At 64.0% G+C, this 17,597-nt stretch carries 16 protein-coding genes; 10 read left to right on the top strand and 6 right to left on the bottom strand.

The window, feature by feature from the left end; genetic code table 11:
- Positions 1-205: 205 nt before the first annotated feature.
- Positions 206-496 carry a hypothetical protein gene (locus tag C0V78_RS04155; protein WP_101796566.1) on the top strand — a complete coding sequence of 97 codons (291 nt, stop codon included), beginning with the start codon at positions 206-208 and terminating at the stop codon, positions 494-496.
- A 68-nt stretch (positions 497-564) separates the two neighbouring features.
- Here the strand turns inward: C0V78_RS04155 and C0V78_RS04150 are convergent, their stop codons facing one another.
- Complete coding sequence (locus C0V78_RS04150) at positions 565-939, bottom strand: MarR family winged helix-turn-helix transcriptional regulator (RefSeq protein ID WP_101796565.1); 375 nt, start codon at positions 937-939, stop codon at positions 565-567.
- A 146-nt stretch (positions 940-1,085) separates the two neighbouring features.
- Positions 1,086-2,342, bottom strand: a complete 1,257-nt coding sequence (locus C0V78_RS04145) for an acetyl-CoA C-acetyltransferase (protein WP_101798187.1) — start codon at positions 2,340-2,342, stop codon at positions 1,086-1,088.
- 194 nt (positions 2,343-2,536) lie between these two features.
- On the opposite strand from C0V78_RS04145, the gene C0V78_RS04140 reads away from it, so the two are divergent.
- The 3 genes from C0V78_RS04140 (at position 2,537) to C0V78_RS04130 (ending at position 7,658) form a co-directional block, all read left to right on the top strand.
- On the top strand, positions 2,537-4,204 hold the full coding sequence (locus C0V78_RS04140) for an MFS transporter (protein WP_101796564.1): 1,668 nt from the start codon (positions 2,537-2,539) through the stop codon (positions 4,202-4,204).
- Between the two features lie 107 nt (positions 4,205-4,311).
- Positions 4,312-6,513 (top strand): TonB-dependent receptor, encoded by a 2,202-nt coding sequence (locus tag C0V78_RS04135; protein ID WP_101796563.1) that lies wholly within the window; start codon positions 4,312-4,314, stop codon positions 6,511-6,513.
- Between the two features lie 77 nt (positions 6,514-6,590).
- Positions 6,591-7,658, top strand: a complete 1,068-nt coding sequence (locus tag C0V78_RS04130) for a dihydrodipicolinate reductase (RefSeq protein ID WP_101796562.1) — start codon at positions 6,591-6,593, stop codon at positions 7,656-7,658.
- Here the strand turns inward: C0V78_RS04130 and C0V78_RS04125 are convergent.
- Positions 7,651-8,523 (bottom strand): CoA ester lyase, encoded by an 873-nt coding sequence (locus tag C0V78_RS04125; protein ID WP_101796561.1) that lies wholly within the window; start codon positions 8,521-8,523, stop codon positions 7,651-7,653. The genes C0V78_RS04130 and C0V78_RS04125 overlap by 8 nt on opposite strands.
- A 151-nt stretch (positions 8,524-8,674) precedes the next feature.
- Here C0V78_RS04125 and C0V78_RS04120 point away from each other — a divergent pair, with 151 nt between their 5' ends.
- Positions 8,675-9,883, top strand: coding sequence for a cytochrome P450 (locus tag C0V78_RS04120; RefSeq protein ID WP_158241458.1), 1,209 nt, complete (start codon positions 8,675-8,677; stop codon positions 9,881-9,883).
- Between the two features lie 4 nt (positions 9,884-9,887).
- Positions 9,888-10,856, top strand: coding sequence for an SDR family NAD(P)-dependent oxidoreductase (locus C0V78_RS04115; RefSeq protein WP_254049810.1), 969 nt, complete (start codon positions 9,888-9,890; stop codon positions 10,854-10,856).
- Here C0V78_RS04115 and C0V78_RS04110 read toward each other — a convergent pair.
- From C0V78_RS04110 to C0V78_RS04100, 3 genes are read right to left on the bottom strand one after another with little or no spacing between them, the layout of a single operon-like run.
- Positions 10,853-11,710, bottom strand: coding sequence for an SDR family NAD(P)-dependent oxidoreductase (locus C0V78_RS04110; protein ID WP_173843330.1), 858 nt, complete (start codon positions 11,708-11,710; stop codon positions 10,853-10,855). The two genes, C0V78_RS04115 and C0V78_RS04110, sit on opposite strands and share 4 nt — an antisense overlap.
- Positions 11,707-12,930 (bottom strand): MFS transporter, encoded by a 1,224-nt coding sequence (locus tag C0V78_RS04105; protein WP_101796559.1) that lies wholly within the window; start codon positions 12,928-12,930, stop codon positions 11,707-11,709. Before C0V78_RS04105 ends, C0V78_RS04110 begins: the two co-directional genes overlap by 4 nt.
- A gap of 34 nt (positions 12,931-12,964) precedes the next feature.
- Positions 12,965-13,612, bottom strand: coding sequence for a TetR/AcrR family transcriptional regulator (locus C0V78_RS04100; protein WP_101796558.1), 648 nt, complete (start codon positions 13,610-13,612; stop codon positions 12,965-12,967).
- A 114-nt stretch (positions 13,613-13,726) separates the two neighbouring features.
- Here C0V78_RS04100 and C0V78_RS04095 point away from each other — a divergent pair, with 114 nt between their 5' ends.
- Genes C0V78_RS04095 through C0V78_RS04080 form a run of 4 tightly spaced genes read left to right on the top strand, consistent with a single transcriptional unit; the run spans position 13,727 to position 17,587 of the window.
- Positions 13,727-15,082 (top strand): hypothetical protein, encoded by a 1,356-nt coding sequence (locus C0V78_RS04095; protein ID WP_101796557.1) that lies wholly within the window; start codon positions 13,727-13,729, stop codon positions 15,080-15,082.
- On the top strand, positions 15,079-16,503 hold the full coding sequence (locus C0V78_RS04090) for an acyl-CoA reductase (RefSeq protein ID WP_101796556.1): 1,425 nt from the start codon (positions 15,079-15,081) through the stop codon (positions 16,501-16,503). The genes C0V78_RS04095 and C0V78_RS04090 overlap by 4 nt, the downstream gene beginning before the upstream one ends.
- Position 16,504: 1 nt before the next feature.
- Entirely contained in the window at positions 16,505-16,798 is a 294-nt protein-coding gene (locus C0V78_RS04085; RefSeq protein WP_101796555.1) for a DUF1330 domain-containing protein, read from the top strand.
- A 3-nt stretch (positions 16,799-16,801) separates the two neighbouring features.
- The gene (locus C0V78_RS04080) at positions 16,802-17,587 is read left to right on the top strand and encodes a phosphatase PAP2 family protein (protein ID WP_101796554.1); all 786 of its coding nucleotides are present in this window, start codon (positions 16,802-16,804) and stop codon (positions 17,585-17,587) included.
- The last annotated feature ends 10 nt before the right edge of the window (positions 17,588-17,597 follow it).

Raw genomic sequence — 17,597 nt, 5'->3', positions numbered from 1 at the left:
CCATCGCTGCGACGATCAAGCGGCCCGGCAAGGGGCATCGCTCAACAGAATCGCCAGGGCGCGGCACGCTTTTCGCCGCCTTGCTGACAGTTGTGGAAATTGCAACCCACTTTGCGTGTTTTGCGATTGCGAACCCTGAAACCCAATTACTAACCGAGGTTAGTAAGCCCCCGGCAGAATCGGGGACATCTGGAGTCGTTATTTCATGAAGAAGTTCCTTCCCCTCGCTCTCGTTGCAACGCTCGTGTCCTTCACGGTCCTGCCGGTTGCCGTGAACGCAGAGGATGCCGCCGCTCCTGCCGGAGCCATCGCGGGCAAGTCGATCTACGCTGCAAACGGCAGCCGCATCGCCACCATCTACCGCGTTACCGAAACCGGCCTGGTCCAGGTGATCCTTGAAGGCCGCCTCGTGACGGTTCCGAATTCCAGCCTGTCGGAAGTCGATGGCAAGCTGGTCACCAAGCTGACCAAGGTGGAACTGCGCAAGGCCCGCTGATCGGCGGCTTTTCCAGCAGTACAGAAAAAGGGGCGGTGCCGATGGCATCGCCCTTTTTTGTTGGCGGTTCAGGATGCCAGGTTGGCCCGCAGCTTTTCGAGCAGGCGGGCAAAAGTCTCCAGCTCCTCGCCGCTGAAATTGCGGAAGACGAGAATTTCGTTGTCCTTGGCAAAATTGCCCAGCTGGTCGAGCAGGGGAGTGGCCTTGTCGGTCAAGCGGACCGACCGTGCCCGGCGATCGCTGTCATGCTCGCCGCGTTCGAGCAGGCCGTCGGCGCAAAGCCGGTCGATCAGGCGACCTGCCGAAGCCTCCGACATTTCGAGGATCTCGGCAATCTTGCGCTGGGTTGCCCCCTGCATGCGCGAAACCACCGCGATCATCGCCCATTGCGAGCGCGTTACGCCCACGTCGCCGACATGACGATCGAAATCCTGGCGCAGCATCCGGCCGATCAGGATGATCAGTCGGCCGATTTCCCGCCGGTCTTGGCCTTGGCTTTCGATGGCTCCATCCCCCTTTGAGAAGCCCCTCCGACCGCAGCATAGCGTTTTGTGCGGCGCTGGCGAGTCCCCCCGCCAGCGCGCCCAAATCAGTCCATGCGTTCGATGATGATTGCCGGGGCCATGCCGCCTGCAGCGCACATGGTGACGAGGCCATAGCGGCCGCCGGTGCGTTCCAGTTCGTCAAGCGCGGTGCCGATCAGGATCGCGCCCGTGCCGGCAATCGGGTGGCCCAGCGCGATCGAGCCGCCATTGGGATTCACCTTGGTGCGATCGAGGTCGAGGTCGCGGATGAACTTTTCGACGACGACGGCGAAAGCTTCGTTCACTTCCCAGACGTCGATATCGTCCTTGGTCAGGCCTGCCTTCGCCAGCACCTTGTTTGCCGCCGGGACGGGAGCGTTGAGCATGAGCGTCGGGCAATCACCGATTTCGGCCATGGCGACGATGCGGGCGCGCGGCTTCATGCCGTGCTTTTCGGCATATTCCTTCGATGCGATCAGGATAGCCGCCGCGCCATCGACGACGCCGGAGGAAATGCCGACGTGGTGGATCGGCTTGATGTCCACGTCGGGATAGACCTGGTTGATCAGCTCGCGATAGGTCTTGCCGCCCGGCTGCGAGGGCATGTCGATGAACATTTCGAAGGCCGGCTTCAGCTGGGCCAGACCTTCGAGCGTGGTTTCGGGACGGGGGTATTCCTCGTGGTCGAGGATCACGTTGCCTTCATCGTCCTTCACCGTGATCGTGCTCTTGGCAAAGCGGCCCTCGGCGATCGCCTTGGCTGCGCGCTGCTGGCTTTCGTAGCCCAGCTTTTCCAGGTCTTCGCGGCTGATGCCTTCCATCGCCGCGATGGCATCGGCGCAGACGCCCTGGTTGGACTGCGGGTGCTTTGCCTGGAGGCGCGGATTGCCCACGCCCATGCCGCCGCCGCTGACGCCGGCTTCGCGCATCTTCATGCCGAACATGTTGACGTAGGAAAGCATGTCCATGCCGCCGGCAACCGCCAGGTCATGCATGCCGGCCATGACCATGCCGGCCGCGAAGTTCGTGGCCGTCAGGCTCGATCCGCAGAAGCGGTTGAGCGTCACGCCGCCGGCCTTCACGTCGTATCCTGCGTCGAGCGCGGCGTTGCGGCCGATGTCGCCCGACTGGAGGCCGATCTGGCCCGAGACACCCCAGACGACATCGTCGACGTCGGCCGTGTTCAGGTTGTTGCGTTCCGCAATCGCGGCAAGGACCGATGCCGAAAGGTGTTCAGGGTGCATCGTCGAGAGCGCACCCTTGCCCATCTTCCCGATCGAGCGGGGCGTGCGGACGGCGTCGATGATATAGGCTTCGGCCACGGTCATATCCTTTGCAAATGTTCTTGCGAGCCATTTGGTCGCAGAAGCGCGGCAAGGCAATCCGCAGGGGCGGTTGAGCCATTTGCCCGGCGCGGCATCGCCTGCGCGATCCGGCAATTTATGCCAATCGCGGCTTGACCAATTGCCTGCCCACGTGATGATCGCGTCAACCATTCTTATGGGGAGAATCACGAGTGGCCGGCACGTCCGGTGGGAGCAAGACAGGGGGCAGTTCGTTCGCCCCGCTGCGCGAGCCCACTTTCCGCAGAATCTGGACGTCGAGCCTGTTTTCGAACTTCGGGCAGCTGATCCTTGGCGTCGGCGCTGCCTGGGAGATGACCCGGCTGACCAATTCGCCGAGCATGGTCGCGCTGGTCCAGACCGCGCTCATGCTCCCGCTGATGCTCGTCGCTGTTCCCGCCGGCGCGGTGGCGGACATGTTCGACCGGCGCAAGATTGCCCTTGTCGGCCTGGGCTTTTCGGCAATCTGCGGTGCTGTGTTGACCACGCTGGCCTTCGCCGGCTTGACCACGCCGTGGATCCTGCTGGCCTTCTGCGTCCTGATCGGGGCAGGGGTGGCGCTCTATTCACCGTCGTGGCAGGCCTCGATCGGCGAACAGGTTTCGAACGAAGACCTGCCGGCGGCCGTCGCCCTTGGTACGATCAGCTATAACGTCGCGCGCAGCGTCGGGCCGGCCATCGGCGGCCTCGTCGTCAAGGTCCTGGGGGCCAGCGCCGCCTTTGCGATCAACGCGGTATTCTATCTTCCCCTGTGGATCGCCTTCTGGTTCTGGAAGCGCAAGCACGTGCCTTCGCGCCTGCCACCGGAGCGGATCGACCGGGCCATCGTATCCGGCGCCCGCTACGCCCTGCATGCGCCCGCGATCCGCACCGTGCTGCTGCGCGCTTTCCTGATGGGGCTGGGCACGGCCTCGATCCCGGCGCTGGGCCCGCTTGTGGCCAAGGACCTGCTGGGCGGTACCGCAGGCACTTATGGCCTCATGCTCGGTGCGGCGGGCATCGGCGCGGTGATCGGTGCGCTGTTCGTGTCGCAACTGCGCGAGGGGCTGGGCACGGAGCGGTCCGTGCGCCTGTTCTCCGTGGCTTCCGGCGCGGCAACCACGCTGGTCGCGGTCAGCGGTGACCTTTGGCTCACGTGTGCCGCGATGTTCATCAGCGGGGCGTGCAATATCCTGACGGTCGCCATGCTGAACGTCGGTGTCCAGCTTTCGGCGCCGCGATGGGTAACCGCGCGTGCACTGTCGCTTTATTCCTCCGCCCTTACCGGCGGCATCGCCATCGGCGCGGCCTTCTGGGGTGCCGTTGCAGCCAGCCAGGGCCTGTTCCTCTCGCTCGTGGCATCGGCGGTATTCGGCATTTTTACGATCGTCATCGGCTTCATCGCGCCCCTGCCGCGCGGCGATGCCGAAGGGCAGGATTCCTGGGCGCTGGCCAACGAGCCAGAGGTTGCGATGGAACTTTCGCTCCGTTCCGGCCCGGTGGCGATCGAGGTGGAGTACGACGTCGATCCCGCCGATGCGCGCGATTTCTACAACGCGATCCGGCAGGTCGGCAAAAGCCGGCAGCGCAATGGTGGCTTCGACTGGACCATTGCCCGCGACATTGCCAACCCGAACATCTGGCTCGAACGGTATCATTGTCCCACCTGGGGCGATTACCTGCGTATGCGCGATCGCTACACCCAGGCCGATTCCGAGGCGCAGATGGCGGCCAATGCTTTCAGCCGCCATGCCGGGGAATCGCGCGTGCGGCGCTGGCTTGAGCGGCCCTATGGCTCGGTGCGCTGGAAGGCAGACTCCCCCGATCCGCAGATGGGCACGGTGAATTACGTCGGCCCTTGATCGCTGCTGCGAAGTCCGGTGGCCCCATTTGGCTTGAACGGCAGTGCAACCGGCCTAGGTTCTTTTACGAGCCGCAGCGAAGGACTGCGGGTGGAGGAGGTAAGCCCATGAAATTTGCTCGATTCATGTCAGCCGCATCGGCCAAGGCCATGCTTGCCGCGCTTGTCGTCATGCCGACGCAGGTCATGGCGCAGGATGCCAGCGAGGGCGAGGAAGCTGCCAGCCAGGAAATCATCGTCACCGCCCAGCGCCGTGCAGAGCGCTCGGTCGATGTGCCGATCACGGTGACCACGCTCAAGACCGAAGAGCTGGCCACCGCCAACATCCAGACCCTGACCGGCATTTCCAAGGTCACCCCGGCGCTGCGTTTCGACAGCCAGGCGCAGTGGGTGCAGCCCAGCATCCGCGGCATTGGCACGGCCGTGACCACGTCCGGCGTCGGCGGCAATGTCGGCATCTACGTCGACGGTTTCTACTCGCCCAACCCGCTGGGTGCCGATTTCGACATGATGAACGTGGAATCGGTCCAGGTCCTGAAGGGGCCGCAGGGCACGCTTTTCGGTCGCAACACCACCGGCGGTGCGATCCTTGTCACCACCCGCGAGCCGAGCGCGGAATCGGGCGGGCAGGTCAAGGCATCCTATGGCCGGTTCAACGAACACAAGCTCCAGGGCTATGTCACCGCCGGCAACGATGATGTCGCTTTCGACATGGAAGCGCTCTACCGCGGCGGCAACGGTTTCCAGACCGACCTGACCGGCAATAACAAGATCGGCCGCTACAAGTCGTGGTCGATGCGCCTGGGTGCCAAGTTCAACCTTTCCAGCACGGCCTCGCTGCTATTGCGCTATGGCCATACGACGACGGAAGATCCGCGCTCGATGCTGGCCAACGTCTATGTCGATCCGGTCCTTGGCGACATGGCACCTACCTTCGTCCCCACGACACTGTACACCACCAAGCCGGATCTCTTTGCCGGTGACGTGCCCAACCGGGTCGAGAGCGATAGCGATACCTACCAGGCAACGCTGAAGGCCGATCTCGGCTTCGCCAACTTCACCTCGTACACCCAGTACAAGCGCGAGGATGTCGACCAGTCGGAAGACCTCGACCACACGGCGTTCACCGTGTTCCAGATCGGCCTGCCGGTTAACAACCGCACTTTCAGCCAGGAATTCCTGCTGACGTCGAAGCCGGGCAGCCCGTTCCAGTGGACTGCGGGCGCGTTCTACTTCAGCAACAAGGACGAATGGCAGACCTGGCTGGACAATAACGTCGCCACAGTCGGGCGGATCCGCATGGGCGGGTCGAGCACCACTTCGCGCAGCCTCGCCGCCTTTGTCGACGGCACTTACGAAGTCTCGCCGCGCTTCTTCATCACCGGCGGCCTGCGTTACAGCCACGACAAGATCGACAATGCCTATTACATCACCGCCTTCTCGGGCGTGAAGACGCCGGTTACCGCGGCGCAGGCTGCTGCCGTGAAGAAGGACACGCTGACCCCGCGCGTCGTCCTGCGCTACAAGCCGAGCGACAGCTCGAGCATCTATGCCTCCTACACCCGTGGCTTCAAGGCGGGCATCCTCGACGTGGGTGGCAGCACCGGCAACCCGGTTGCCCCGGAAAAGATCGACGCCTTCGAGCTTGGCTACAAGTATGATGACCGGGCGCTGTCGGTCGACATGTCGGCGTTCTATTACGACTACAAGAACCTGCAGGTCTCGCTGTTCAAGGGCAATCCGCCCTCTGCCCAGGTCATCAATGCCGCTGAATCGGAAATCTACGGCCTTGAAGGTGCGGTGCGTTACCGCGTGTCCGATGCGTTCGATTTCAACCTTGGCGCGGCGTGGGTCCATGCCCGCTACAAGAAGTTCAACGATGCGCCGGTCTATGCGCGCTGCACCGGTGCAGCCGTGGTCAACTGCGCCAACGGCACGTCTTATTACCTGCTGACCGGCGTTACCCTGACCAATACCAAGATGCAGCGCACGCCCGAGTTCACTGCGAATGTCGGTGCGCGCTATACGGCGGACCTGGCGGGCGGCAAGCTCGCCCTGTCGGGCAACCTCTACTACACCTCCAGCTTCTTCTTCGGCCCTTCGGGAACCCAGTTCCCGCAGAAGGCCTACGAAGTCCTGTCGCTGCGGGCTCAGTGGAACGCGCCGTCCGACCGCTTCTTCCTGGCGGCCTTCGGCGATAACGTCACCAACAGCCGCTACGTCACCCAGGCGCAGTACAACAACTTCGCCACCGGCGCGGTTTGGTCGGCTCCGACGACGTGGGGTATTGAGATCGGCACGAAGTTCTGATCCAATCACGGGCAAACAGGGATGGCGCCGGATCGCTTGACGCGGTTCGGCGCTGTCTCGTCAACGGGAGAGAGAACATGGCCGATGGCACGAAGTATCGCGTAATCCAGTGGGCGACCGGCAATGTCGGCACCCGCGCCATGCGGGCCGTGGTCGAGCACCCGGACATGGAACTTGTCGGACTGTGGGTGAGCAACCCGGAAAAGGCCGGGCTTGATGCCGCGCGGCTGGTCGAGCGCGACGTGGGTTACAAGGGAAGCTGTCCCGATACCGGCGTGATCGCTACCAGCTCGGTCGCCGAAATTGTCGCCCAGCCGGCCGATTGCGTGCTCTACATGCGGCAGGGCACCAACATCGACGAGCTCTGCCAGATTCTCGCCTCGGGCAAGAACGTCGTCACCACGCGCGGGGATTTCCACGATCCCAGGAGCATGGATCCGGAAGTGCGCGAACGGATCGAGGAAGCGTGCGCGGCGGGCAACAGTTCGGTCTATTCCACCGGTTCAAGCCCGGGCTTCATCACCGAGGCCATGCTGCTGCCGATGGTTTCGATGTCGCGCCGGCTCGATTGCGTGACGATCGACGAATATGCCGACATGACGAGCCGCAACTCGCCGGACCTGATCTTCAACGTCATGGGTTACGGCGTGTCGGTCGGGCAGTTCGATCAGCGCAAGGTCGATTACGTGAAGCACGATTTCGCCGCGAGCCTTGCCCAGGTGGCGCAGGCGATCGGCATCGAGATCGACGAATGGCGCGCCTTTGGTGAACTCTCTGCTGCCAACAACACGGTAGAGATCGCTGCCGGCACGATCGAGGCGGGCACCGTCGGCGCCCAGCGCATTACCATCGAAGGCGTGAAGGACGGCAAGGCCCGCCTGCGTTTCCGCGCCAACTGGTATTGTACCGCCGATGTGGAGCACAGCGACTGGAACCTGCGCGAAAGCGGCTGGAAGGTTGCGGTGGAAGGCGACACGCCGATGGAGGTGAACATCACCTTCCCGGTGGACCGCGAGACCTATCCCACCGTCACCCCGGGCTTCACCGCGCATCGCGCCGTCAATTCCATCCCCGCCGTATGCGCAGCCGCGCCGGGCATCCGCACGACGGCAGAGATGGAGCAGGTGCTGGCGCGCTTCAGCTAAGCGCGCCGATCCGCTCGGCAATGGCCACCAGTCGCTTCGCCTGTTCAAGGTGGAGCAGCTCGGCCATCTTGCCGTCTACCCGGATCGCGCCTTTCCCGGCGTTTTCGGGAAGGGCAAAGGCATCGATGATCGCGCGCGCCTGGGTAAGCTCTGCCTCGCCGGGAGAGAAGACTTCGTTGCACGGGGTAATCTGATCGGGGTGGATCAGCGTCTTGCCGTCGAAGCCATAAAGCAGCCCCTGTTCCGCCTCTGCGCGGAAGACGGAAAGGTCGCGGAATTCGTTGCACACGCCATCGAGGATGGTGACCCCGTGTGCGCGGGCCGCGCAGACCGCCAGCGTCAGGGCAGGGAGGAAGGGCGTGCGATCCGGCGTCAGCCTTGCGCGCATTTCCTTCGCCAGGTCGTTCACCCCCATGATCCACAGCGATAGCCGCGTGCTGCCAGCCATTGCGGCTACGGCATCGAGCTGGCCGATCACCGTGCAGGTCTCGATCATCGCCCATAGCTGCATGGCAGCGGGGGCAGAGGCCAAAGCAGCCTCGCAGGCGGCGATGTCATGCGGGGTCGAGACCTTGGGGACGAGGACGGCATCGGCGCCCGACCCCGCAATCGCTTCAAGATCGGCCGCGCCCCATTCGGTATCGAGGCCATTGGCCCGGATCGCCACTTCGCGGTTGCCGAACCCGCCCTGCTGCACGGCGGCGACGGCAGCGGCGCGGGCATCGGCCTTGGCTTCCGGAGCCACGGCATCCTCCAGATCGAGGATGATCACATCCGCCGGAAGGTTGCGCGCCTTTTCAATGGCACGGGCATTCGATGCAGGCAGGTAAAGGGCAGAGCGGCGGGGGCGGTCGGGTGCGATCATGGCTTTCGGTCCGGTGTGGTTTGCCCCGCCTTTCTCGCACTTGCGCCCCGCGTCAATCCCGCACTTGAATGCAGGGCTTGACGGAGGGCCACTCTTCCCACAGTCTGCTGAACATAAGTTCAGCAATAGGCTGGCGAGAGGAGAGGCCCCCATGGCGACCACGGCAACCACCGTTCCTGCGCACGTACCCGACGCGCTGGTGTGGGACGCGGATTTCGATGCCTTTACCGCCGAAGGGCGCGATCCGTGGGCAGCGATCTGCCGCCTGCACGATGGGCCGCCGATCCGCTGGTGCACCAATGTCGCCTATGGCCGGTCAGGCTGGCTGCTGACGCGCTACGACCTGATCAGCGAGGCGATGATCGATTACGAGAACTTCACCGCCGAACGGCACGGCATGATTGCCGACCTGGTGGGGGAGAACGTCCGCCTGAACCCCATCGAGATCGATCCGCCGGCGCATCATGGCTATCGCCGGCTGCTGAACCCGCATTTCACGCCCAAGGCCCTGCGCGAACTGGAAGAGGCGGTGCGGCGTTCGGCCAGCGAACTGGTCGACAAGTTCGCGGGGCAGGGCGGCTGCGAGTTCATCTCTCAATTCGCCATCCCTTATCCCTCGTACGTTTTCCTTGACCTCATGAACATGCCGCGGGCGATGCTCGACCAGTTCATTCACTGGGAAGACGGCATCATGCGCGGGGCTGACATGGCAGAGCGGGTGAAGGCCGCGCGCGAAGTCTATGCCTATCTCAAGGCGCATCGGGAAAAGCAGCTGGAGCAACCGGGCAACCCGCTGCTCGATGCCATGGTCAATGGCGAGGTTGATGGCAGGCAGCTGACCTACCTTGAATCGATGGGCATGTTCTATGTCCTCTACGTCGGCGGGCTGGATACGGTCTATTCGACGCTGGGCTGGATACTGCGGTACCTTGCCACCCATCCCGACCTGCAGGAGCGGCTGCGCGCCGACTCGGAACTGATCGGCCCTGCGGTTGAGGAATTTACCCGCGCCTTTTCTGTCGTCGTGACGCATCGCAACCTGGCGCGCGATACCGTGTTCCATGGCGTGCAGATGAAGGCGGGAGAGGAAATCCACCTGCCGCTGATGCTCGCAGACCGCGACCCGTCGGTCTTCGCCGATCCGCACCGGGTCGATATCGATCGCAAATCGCGCCACATCGCCTTTGGCACCGGCACGCACAATTGCCTGGGCATCCACCTCGCCAAGCGTGAACTGCGGATCGTGATCGAGCTGTTCCTTCAGCGGTTCAGCAATATCCGCCTGCGAGAGGGTGAGGAGTACCGGTATCACACCGGCCGCACCTTCGGCATCGAATACCTGCCGCTGGCCTGGGACTGAGCGCATGGAAGGGGGTGCCATGCCGATCAGCTTTGCCGGGCAGGCCATCGTCATCACCGGGGCCGGTGGCGGGCTGGGACGGGCCTATGCCCTGGAAATCGCGCGCCGTGGCGGCAAGGTTGTCGTCAATGACCTCGGCGGGGCGACGGACGGCGTGCCGGGCGGGGAATCCTCCGCCTTTGCCGACAAGGTGGTGGACGAGATCAGGGCCGCGGGCGGCACGGCGGTTGCCAACTATGATAGCGTCGCCTCACAGGCGGGCGGCGATGCGATCATTGCCTGCGCGCTCGAAAATTTCGGCCGTATCGATGCCGTGATCGCCAATGCCGGGACCATCCGGTACGGAGCATTCGAGGATCTGACGCTGGACGATCTCAACGCCCTGCTGGCGGTCCATGTCGGCGGATCGTGGAGCGTGGCCCACGCCGCCTGGCCGCACATGAAGGCGCAGGGCTATGGCCGGCTCGTATTCACCACCAGTTCGGGTGGAACCTTGGGCAACGCTTCACTGGCCGCATACGGCGCGGCCAAGGGGGCGGTGATGGGGCTGATGCACAACCTTGCCGAGGCGGGGGCGCCGCACGGCATTCTGTGCAATGCCATGATGCCCAATGCGATGAGCCGCATGACCATCGACATCAAGCCCGGTGAACTCGGCGAGAACCGGTGGAGCGCGGCCATGCCGCAATACTTCGATCCCGCCTATACTGCGGGGCTGGCCACATTCCTTGCCAGTTCCGCCTGCACCAGCCACCACGGCATCTATTCGATGCTGGGCGGCAGGCTGGGGCGGGCCTTCATTGGGATATGCGATGGCCATGCCCAGGACACGCCGATGGATGCCGAAACGATTGCGGCGAACTGGGCCACGATCAACGACGACCAGGGCGGCTATGCGATACCGGCCAACAACACCGACGAATTCCGCATTGTTGCCGAACAGCGGGGCGTGACCCCGCCGGCCCTGGCCTAGAAGCCGAGGCTGGCCAGCAGCTTTTCGCTTTCGTCCCACAGGCGCGCGGCGGCGGCATCGTCGCGCGCGGCATCGCCGGGGACTTCTTCGGCAAGGCGATGGAAATAGCGGCCGCCATCGCGACCACCCTCGTCGCTCGTAGCCAGCCAGACGATGGTTTCCGCCGGTTCGTCGGGCGATACGGTATCGGCGGCGGCCATGTGCTGTTTCATCGCCTGATCGCCGTGGCTGGCGAAGTTGCTGTCCACCACGCCGGGGTGCATGGCCTGCGCGATCACGCCATTGGCAGCTTCGCGCCGGGCCAGCTCGCGCGTGAACAGGATGTTGGCCAGCTTCGCCTGGCAATAGCCCGCAACGGCATGGCCGGTGCCAAGACTTTGCAGGTCATCGAAGTTGAAACCCTGGCTATGCCGGTGCGCGCTGGAGGAAACCGCGATGACCCGTGACGGAGCCGATCCGCGCAGCAGCGGCAACAGCTCGCGGGTAAGGAGAAATGGGGCGAGGTGGTTGGCGGCAAATGTCGCCTCGGTGCCTTCCTCGGTCGCGATCAGCCGGTCGCGCACGCCGCCGGCGTTGTTCACCAGCACGTCGAGCCGGGGCGCGAGCGCCTTCACCTCGCCGGCAAGGCGCTTCACCTGCGCCATCGAATCGAAATCGCCGCGCAGCATGGTGAAGCTGCCGCCGTTGTCCGCAGCGTCCTCGATCTCGGCGATGGCAGCGCTGCTGCGCGCGGGATCGCGGCCGGTGCCGATCACCTGCCAGCCCTTGGCCACAAGCATCCGGGCGGCCGCCTTGCCAATGCCGGCACTGGCGCCGGTGACGAGAGCAACGGGGCGGGTGGCATCCAGGGTCATCGATTTTCTCCTTCGCCGATATGGTCGAACCGTCGCAAACTGGTGGCAAAGATCAGGAAAGCTCCGATGAGAGTGGTGGCTGCGGCGATGGCCAGGAACGCGTCATAGCGCCCAGTCATGCGCAGCGATGCGCTGACCACGAGGCCGCCGAGCGCCGCGCCAAGTCCGATCGAGGCGGTCACCATGCTGAGCAGCAGGCTGTAGTTCTTGAGCGAAAAGCGGCGCGAGACGAGGTAGGCGCCGATATCGCCCTCTGCCCCCTGAGCCAGACCGATGAGCGCCACGCCGATCGCGAGGATTTCATAGGAGGTCACGTGAGAGGCAAACAGCGCATAGCCGATCGCCGGCAGCCCCAGCGCGGCGATGGCCACGTAATGCGGCGGCATCCGGTCAAGCGCCAGCCCGCTGAGGAAGCGGCCGACGATCACGCCGATGGGATAGAGCGAGACCATCCAGACCGCGCCGGCATTGCTGACGCCGTTTTCCGTGGCAATCAGCACCAACTGCGAAGAGGCAAAGGCCTGCGGCAGGTTCACCAGCACCATGCCGCCGATGATCAGCAGCAGCACGGGATTGCGCAGCAGGTGGAAGAAATCGCGCAGGGGCAGGCGCACCGCCTCGCGATCCTCCTGCGTGCGGACGGTATGCTTGCGCAGGAAGGGGACCGACATCAGCCCGCCGATCACGGCGGCGGCGGCCATCGCCATATAGCCGGCGCGCCAGCCTTCCAGAGCGATCAGATCGCCCACCAGCTTGGCCGCGATAGCCCCGATGGTCGGCGGCCCGGTCATCAGCAGGGACAACGCCAGCCCGCGCGCTGCATCGAAGCGCTCTACCACGACGCGGCAGAACACCATCGTCGTCGTCAGGATGCCGAAGACGTGCTGGATCAGGTAGATCGCGAAGAACTCGATCAGGTTTCCCGACATCTGGGTGAAGGCGAAGAAGCCGATCGGCAAGGCGGCGAAACCGACCGAGGCGGCAATGCGCGGCCCGAAGCGGTCCACGAAGCGTCCGGCTGCGGGGATCAGCGGCAGGGTCAGCAGTGGCACCGATGCGATCAGGGCGAAGTCCGCCTTCGACCAGCCGAATTCCGCGATCAGCGCCGGCCCGAACAGGCTGAGCGTATAGTGGCTGAGCGGTGAGCCGAGCGCGAGGCCGAGCGAACAGGCAAGCAACACGTGCCAGTTGACGCGAAACTCGCCGAGATAGGTCCTCATGTACTCTCCCACTGCATGAAATTGTTTGTTGCGATCAGCGCACCCGCATTCCGTCGAGGAACACGTCCACGGCGAAATCCACGATCCGCTCGATTTCCTCGGCCTCGGGCGGAATGCCGGCGACGATCTGGCGCACCGGTCCGCTTACCACCATCGAAAGGAACACACTGGCGGCCAGCATCGGATCGGCCGACCGCATGGTGCCGCGCGAAATTTCGCGTTCGAGCAACTCGACGATGAATTCCGTTACCGGCCGCCCGCTCTGGTTGTAGTTGAGCATCAGCAGGTTGGGGAACCGGAAGCTTTCGGTGTTGATGATCCGCTGCAGGCGCAGGCCGTTGCGGGTCAGCACAAGGCCGATGCGCTGGTGCCCGATGGCGCGCAGCGTTTCGCGCAGATCGCCCTGATCGAGCTTGCGCAGATCTTCCGGCGGGACGATCTGCCGCTCGATCGCGCGCTGTACCGCAGCCAGGAACAGCGCGGCCTTGTCAGGGAATTTCGCATAGACCGTGCGCTTGGTCATATTCATCTGCGTGGCGATCATCTCGATGGTCGCCAGTTCGAAGCCGTGTTCCAGGAACAGGTCGAGCGCGGTGTCGAGCAGTTCCTCCAGGCGCGCCTCCGCCTGTTCCCGGGTGGGACGTCCCGCGCTGCGCCGGGTGGGGGGGATGCCGTCCTTCAAATCACGCCTTTCGCAGATTTTGCTTGCACCGCTCAGGGAATCACCAAATAATGATACGCATGAGTTGCCATTTGTCGAGTCCCGACAGCGTGGCGCAGTGAAAGGATTCTGCAAGTGACTTCTGCCCTTGAGACTTTGCTCGGCTATGCCCAGGACCCGCAGCGGTTCAATTATACCGCCGCCGAGCTTCGCGACCTTCAGGTGCAGGCGCTCAATGAGCGCTTCCAGGATCGCAAGGACAAGATCCGCCTGCTGCGCCATCGCGCCGAAGAGGCCGGCATCGAAGAGATCACCAGCGTGGAAGACATGGTTCCGCTGCTGTTCCCGCACACGGCCTACAAGTCCTATCCCGAAAGCTTCCTGATGGAAGAAAAGTGGGACCGGCTGACCAAGTGGCTCGGCACCGTCTCGCCCTATCCGATCGAAGGCGTGGACCTTGAGGGGATCACCGACATTGACGACTGGATCGCCCGCCTGGCGGCGAAGGGCTATTATATTTCCTGCTCAAGCGGCACCACGGGCAAGTCGGCCATGCTGATCGCCAGCCAGAAGGACATGGACTGGTCGAAGATCGATACGGTGCAGGTTTTCTCCTGGGGTTCGGGCGTCAAGCCTGAAGCGAACCGCTACATGGTGGGCTGCGCGCCGGTTGCCACCGTGCCCAAGAACCAGACCATTGCCGAGGCGCAGAAGGCGGCCTTTTCCCATCCTGAGCTGGGCCGGTGGAACTATCCGGTGCCACCGATCACCGTCGGCTCGCTCACCAAGATGGTGGTGATGCGCAAGAAGATGGCTGACGGCACGGCGAGCCCGCAGGAAATCGCGGATTTCGAAGCTACCTCGGCCGACCGCCAGAAGGTGCTGGACGACGCCATCGAACTTACCGCCCAGCACATCATCGAGAACCGCGACAAGCTGCTGATGGTCTCGGGCCTGTGGAGCGGCCTTTATGCCGTTGCCAAGGCGGTGCGCGACAAGGGCTATTCCGCCAAGGACTTCAACCCGGACAACTGCATCTATGTCGGCGGCGGCCTGAAGCGCGCCCAGTTGCCTGCGGACTACAAGGAATTCGTCCACGAGACGTTCAACATCCGCCCGGAGCAGGATTTCCAGAACTATTCCATGCAGGAGCTCAATTCCGGCATGCCCAAGTGCCGCGAAGGCAATCGCTATCACGTGCCGCCATGGATCGTGCCGATGATCCTCGACAAGGAGGGCGATGCTCTGGTGCCTTATGACGTGAACGGCGGCGAGATCGAAGGCCGCGCGGCCTTCTTCGACCTGTCGCTCGACGGGCGTTGGGGCGGGGTCATCTCGGGCGACCGGATCAGCCTCGATTACAGCCCCTGCGCCTGCGGCAACAAGGGACCGTCGGTTCGCGACAACATTGCCCGCTATGCCGACCTTGAAGGTGACGACAAGATCGGCTGCGCAGGCACCATCGACGCTTATGTAAGGGGTGTGGCATGACCGAGATCATCCAGAAGCTCGACGCCAATGCGGAACCGATCGTTTCCGCGCCGTTTTTCCTCCGGGGCGAGCTGGTCGAAGGCAACGACATCGTCCAGAAGTCGCGCGATCTTGGCGTGACCTTCGCCACGCCGAACATCCCCTATGACAAGGCGATCCCGAAGCGCACCGAGGTGCCGCCGCTGCTGAACGTGCCGGTTTCCGAGATCATCGACTTTCTGGTCGAAACCGGCCAGCGCCTCGTCGCGCCGGACAACGAATATGTCCATGAATGCTTCGATCGCATGGCATCGACGCACATCCTGCCGCGCTCGGTGTTCGAGACGGTGGGCAAGCACGCGGTCGCCTACCTCGACAAGCGCATCCTCGAAGCAGAGGTGGAGCAGAGCTTCCGTGATCCCGGTGCACTCGATGGCTGGGTGCCGAAGGAGGACTTCACCGGCCGCAAAAGCTTCGTGCGTGCCTATGCCCCGCGCCTGATCCATGTGCTGCCCGGCAACTCGCCCGGCGTTGCCGTGAAGTCGATTGCCCAGGGCGCGCTGGTAAAGGCGGTGAACCTGTTCAAGATGAGCAGCGCCGATCCGTTCTATACTGTGGCGATCCTGCGGACCATGGCGCAGATCGATCCTGAGCATCCGATCGTCAAGTCGATGAGCGCGGTCTATTGGCGCGGTGGCGACGCCGCGGTGGAGAACGTGCTCTATCGTCCGCAGTACTTCGACAAGATCGTCGCCTGGGGCGGCGGCGACGCGATCAACAACGTCATCAAGTACCTCGGGCCCGGATTCCAGCTGGTCTCGTTCGATCCCAAGACCTCGATCTCGATGGTCGGCCGCGAGGCGCTGGCCAGCGAAGAGATCATGGAGGAAACCGCCAGCCGCTGTGCTGCCGACTTGATGATGCTCAACCAGGAAGCCTGCGCCGCCAGCCGCTATCAGTTCGTCGAAGGTCCGCAGGATCTGGTCGACAAGTGGTGCGCCAAGTTCCAGCGCAACATTGCCGAGCGCGCCGCCGCTTCGGGCGATGTCCGTCCGCTTTCGGGCGACCTGCGCGACGAGGTGGAAGCGCTGATGATGATGGACGACGAATACGGCACCTGGGGCAAGGCCGATGGCAAGGGCCTGGTCATCCGCTCCGAAGAGCCGGTCGATTTCCACCCGATCAACAAGATCGGCAACGTGGTGCGGGTCGATTCGCTCGACGATGCGGTGAAGTACGTCAACGTCGCCACGCAGACGATCGGCTTCTACCCCAGCGAGCGCATGGCCGATTACCGCGACCGGTTGGGCGCGGGCGGGGCGCAGCGCGTTTGCCCCTTGGGCGAGGCCGGTCCGTCGACAGTAGGCAACCCGTGGGATGGCATGTATCCTCTCCATCGCTTCGTGAACTGGATGGTCAACGAAGACGGCATGGGAGAGTGACTTGGCAACTTACATGATCTTCATCCGCGAGGGTGAGATTGTCGATCACGAGGCCATGGAGGCCTATCGTTCGGGAAATCGCGGGGCGGGCGCTTCGGCAAGCGCAATGACGCCGCTGGTCGTCTATGGCGATCTGGAAACGCTGGAAGGCGATGCTGCCGATGGCGTTGTCGTCCTGCAATTTCCCGACCGTGACTCTGCCAGGGCATGGTATTACAGCCCCGATTACCAGGAACGGGCGAAGCTGCGGCAAAAGGCCGCGCCATACCGTTGCCTGATGGTGGAGGGGCTTTGATCGATGCGCGCTAAATTCGTTCTTGCTGCAAGTCTGGCGCTGTCGGCCGGGCTGGGGACCAGCCTGCTGGCGCAGACCAACCCTTTCATGCTGCCGCCTTACCTGCCCAAGGGGGCGATGCCGGACAGCCTGAAGATCGATCCGCCGCCACCGGCACCCGGCTCTGCCGATGAAGCGCGCGACAAGGCCGCCCAGAAGGCCGCGCTTAAGCTGCAGGGGACACCGCGTTTCGCCCTGGCGGCGCGCGATGCCGACCTTACCTCGGCGCAGGCGACGGGCGCGTTTTCCTGCGCGGCGGGCGTGACGATCAGTCCTTCGACCACGCCGAAGACCGATGCCCTGCTGCGCCGTTCGTTGCGGGAGTTCGGCCTTGCCTCCGCGCCGACCAAGCAGAAGTACATGCGCAAGCGGCCCTTCGTGGTGAACGGCAAGCCAACCTGCACGCCCAAGGACGAGCCGGGGCTGCGGGCAAACGGATCCTATACCTCCGGCCATTCCGGGATCGGCTGGGGCTGGTCGCTGGTGCTGGCGCAGGTCTTCCCTGACCGGACTGCCGAACTCGTCGCGCGTGGCCGCGCCTTTGGCGACAGCCGCCGCATCTGCAACGTCCACTGGCTCAACGATATCGAGCAGGGCCAGGTCGTTGCCTCAGCGGTCTTCGCGCGGCTCCAGTCGGAACCGGCCTACCAGGCCGACCTTGCCGCCGCGCGCGAAGAGGCGAAGGCTCTGGCCGGTCAGCACGCGCCGGCCGGCTGCGATGCGGAGGCTGCCGCGCTGGCCTTGAAGTAAGGAGCGGCAG

Source organism: Novosphingobium sp. TH158, assembly GCF_002855555.1.
Taxonomy (GTDB): Bacteria; Pseudomonadota; Alphaproteobacteria; order Sphingomonadales; family Sphingomonadaceae; genus Novosphingobium.
This window is presented reverse-complemented; position numbering and strand designations above follow the sequence as displayed.

Coding starts and splice junctions, on each gene's coding strand:
- C0V78_RS04105 (WP_101796559.1), bottom strand. CDS start 12,930: ATGAGGACCTATCTCGGCGAGTTTCGCGTCAACTGGCACGTGTTGCTT.
- C0V78_RS04090 (WP_101796556.1), top strand. CDS start 15,079: ATGACCGAGATCATCCAGAAGCTCGACGCCAATGCGGAACCGATCGTT.
- C0V78_RS04125 (WP_101796561.1), bottom strand. CDS start 8,523: ATGATCGCACCCGACCGCCCCCGCCGCTCTGCCCTTTACCTGCCTGCA.
- C0V78_RS04080 (WP_101796554.1), top strand. CDS start 16,802: ATGCGCGCTAAATTCGTTCTTGCTGCAAGTCTGGCGCTGTCGGCCGGG.
- C0V78_RS04130 (WP_101796562.1), top strand. CDS start 6,591: ATGGCCGATGGCACGAAGTATCGCGTAATCCAGTGGGCGACCGGCAAT.
- C0V78_RS04150 (WP_101796565.1), bottom strand. CDS start 939: ATGCTGCGCCAGGATTTCGATCGTCATGTCGGCGACGTGGGCGTAACG.
- C0V78_RS04110 (WP_173843330.1), bottom strand. CDS start 11,710: ATGACCCTGGATGCCACCCGCCCCGTTGCTCTCGTCACCGGCGCCAGT.
- C0V78_RS04135 (WP_101796563.1), top strand. CDS start 4,312: ATGAAATTTGCTCGATTCATGTCAGCCGCATCGGCCAAGGCCATGCTT.
- C0V78_RS04115 (WP_254049810.1), top strand. CDS start 9,888: ATGGAAGGGGGTGCCATGCCGATCAGCTTTGCCGGGCAGGCCATCGTC.
- C0V78_RS04155 (WP_101796566.1), top strand. CDS start 206: ATGAAGAAGTTCCTTCCCCTCGCTCTCGTTGCAACGCTCGTGTCCTTC.
- C0V78_RS04120 (WP_158241458.1), top strand. CDS start 8,675: ATGGCGACCACGGCAACCACCGTTCCTGCGCACGTACCCGACGCGCTG.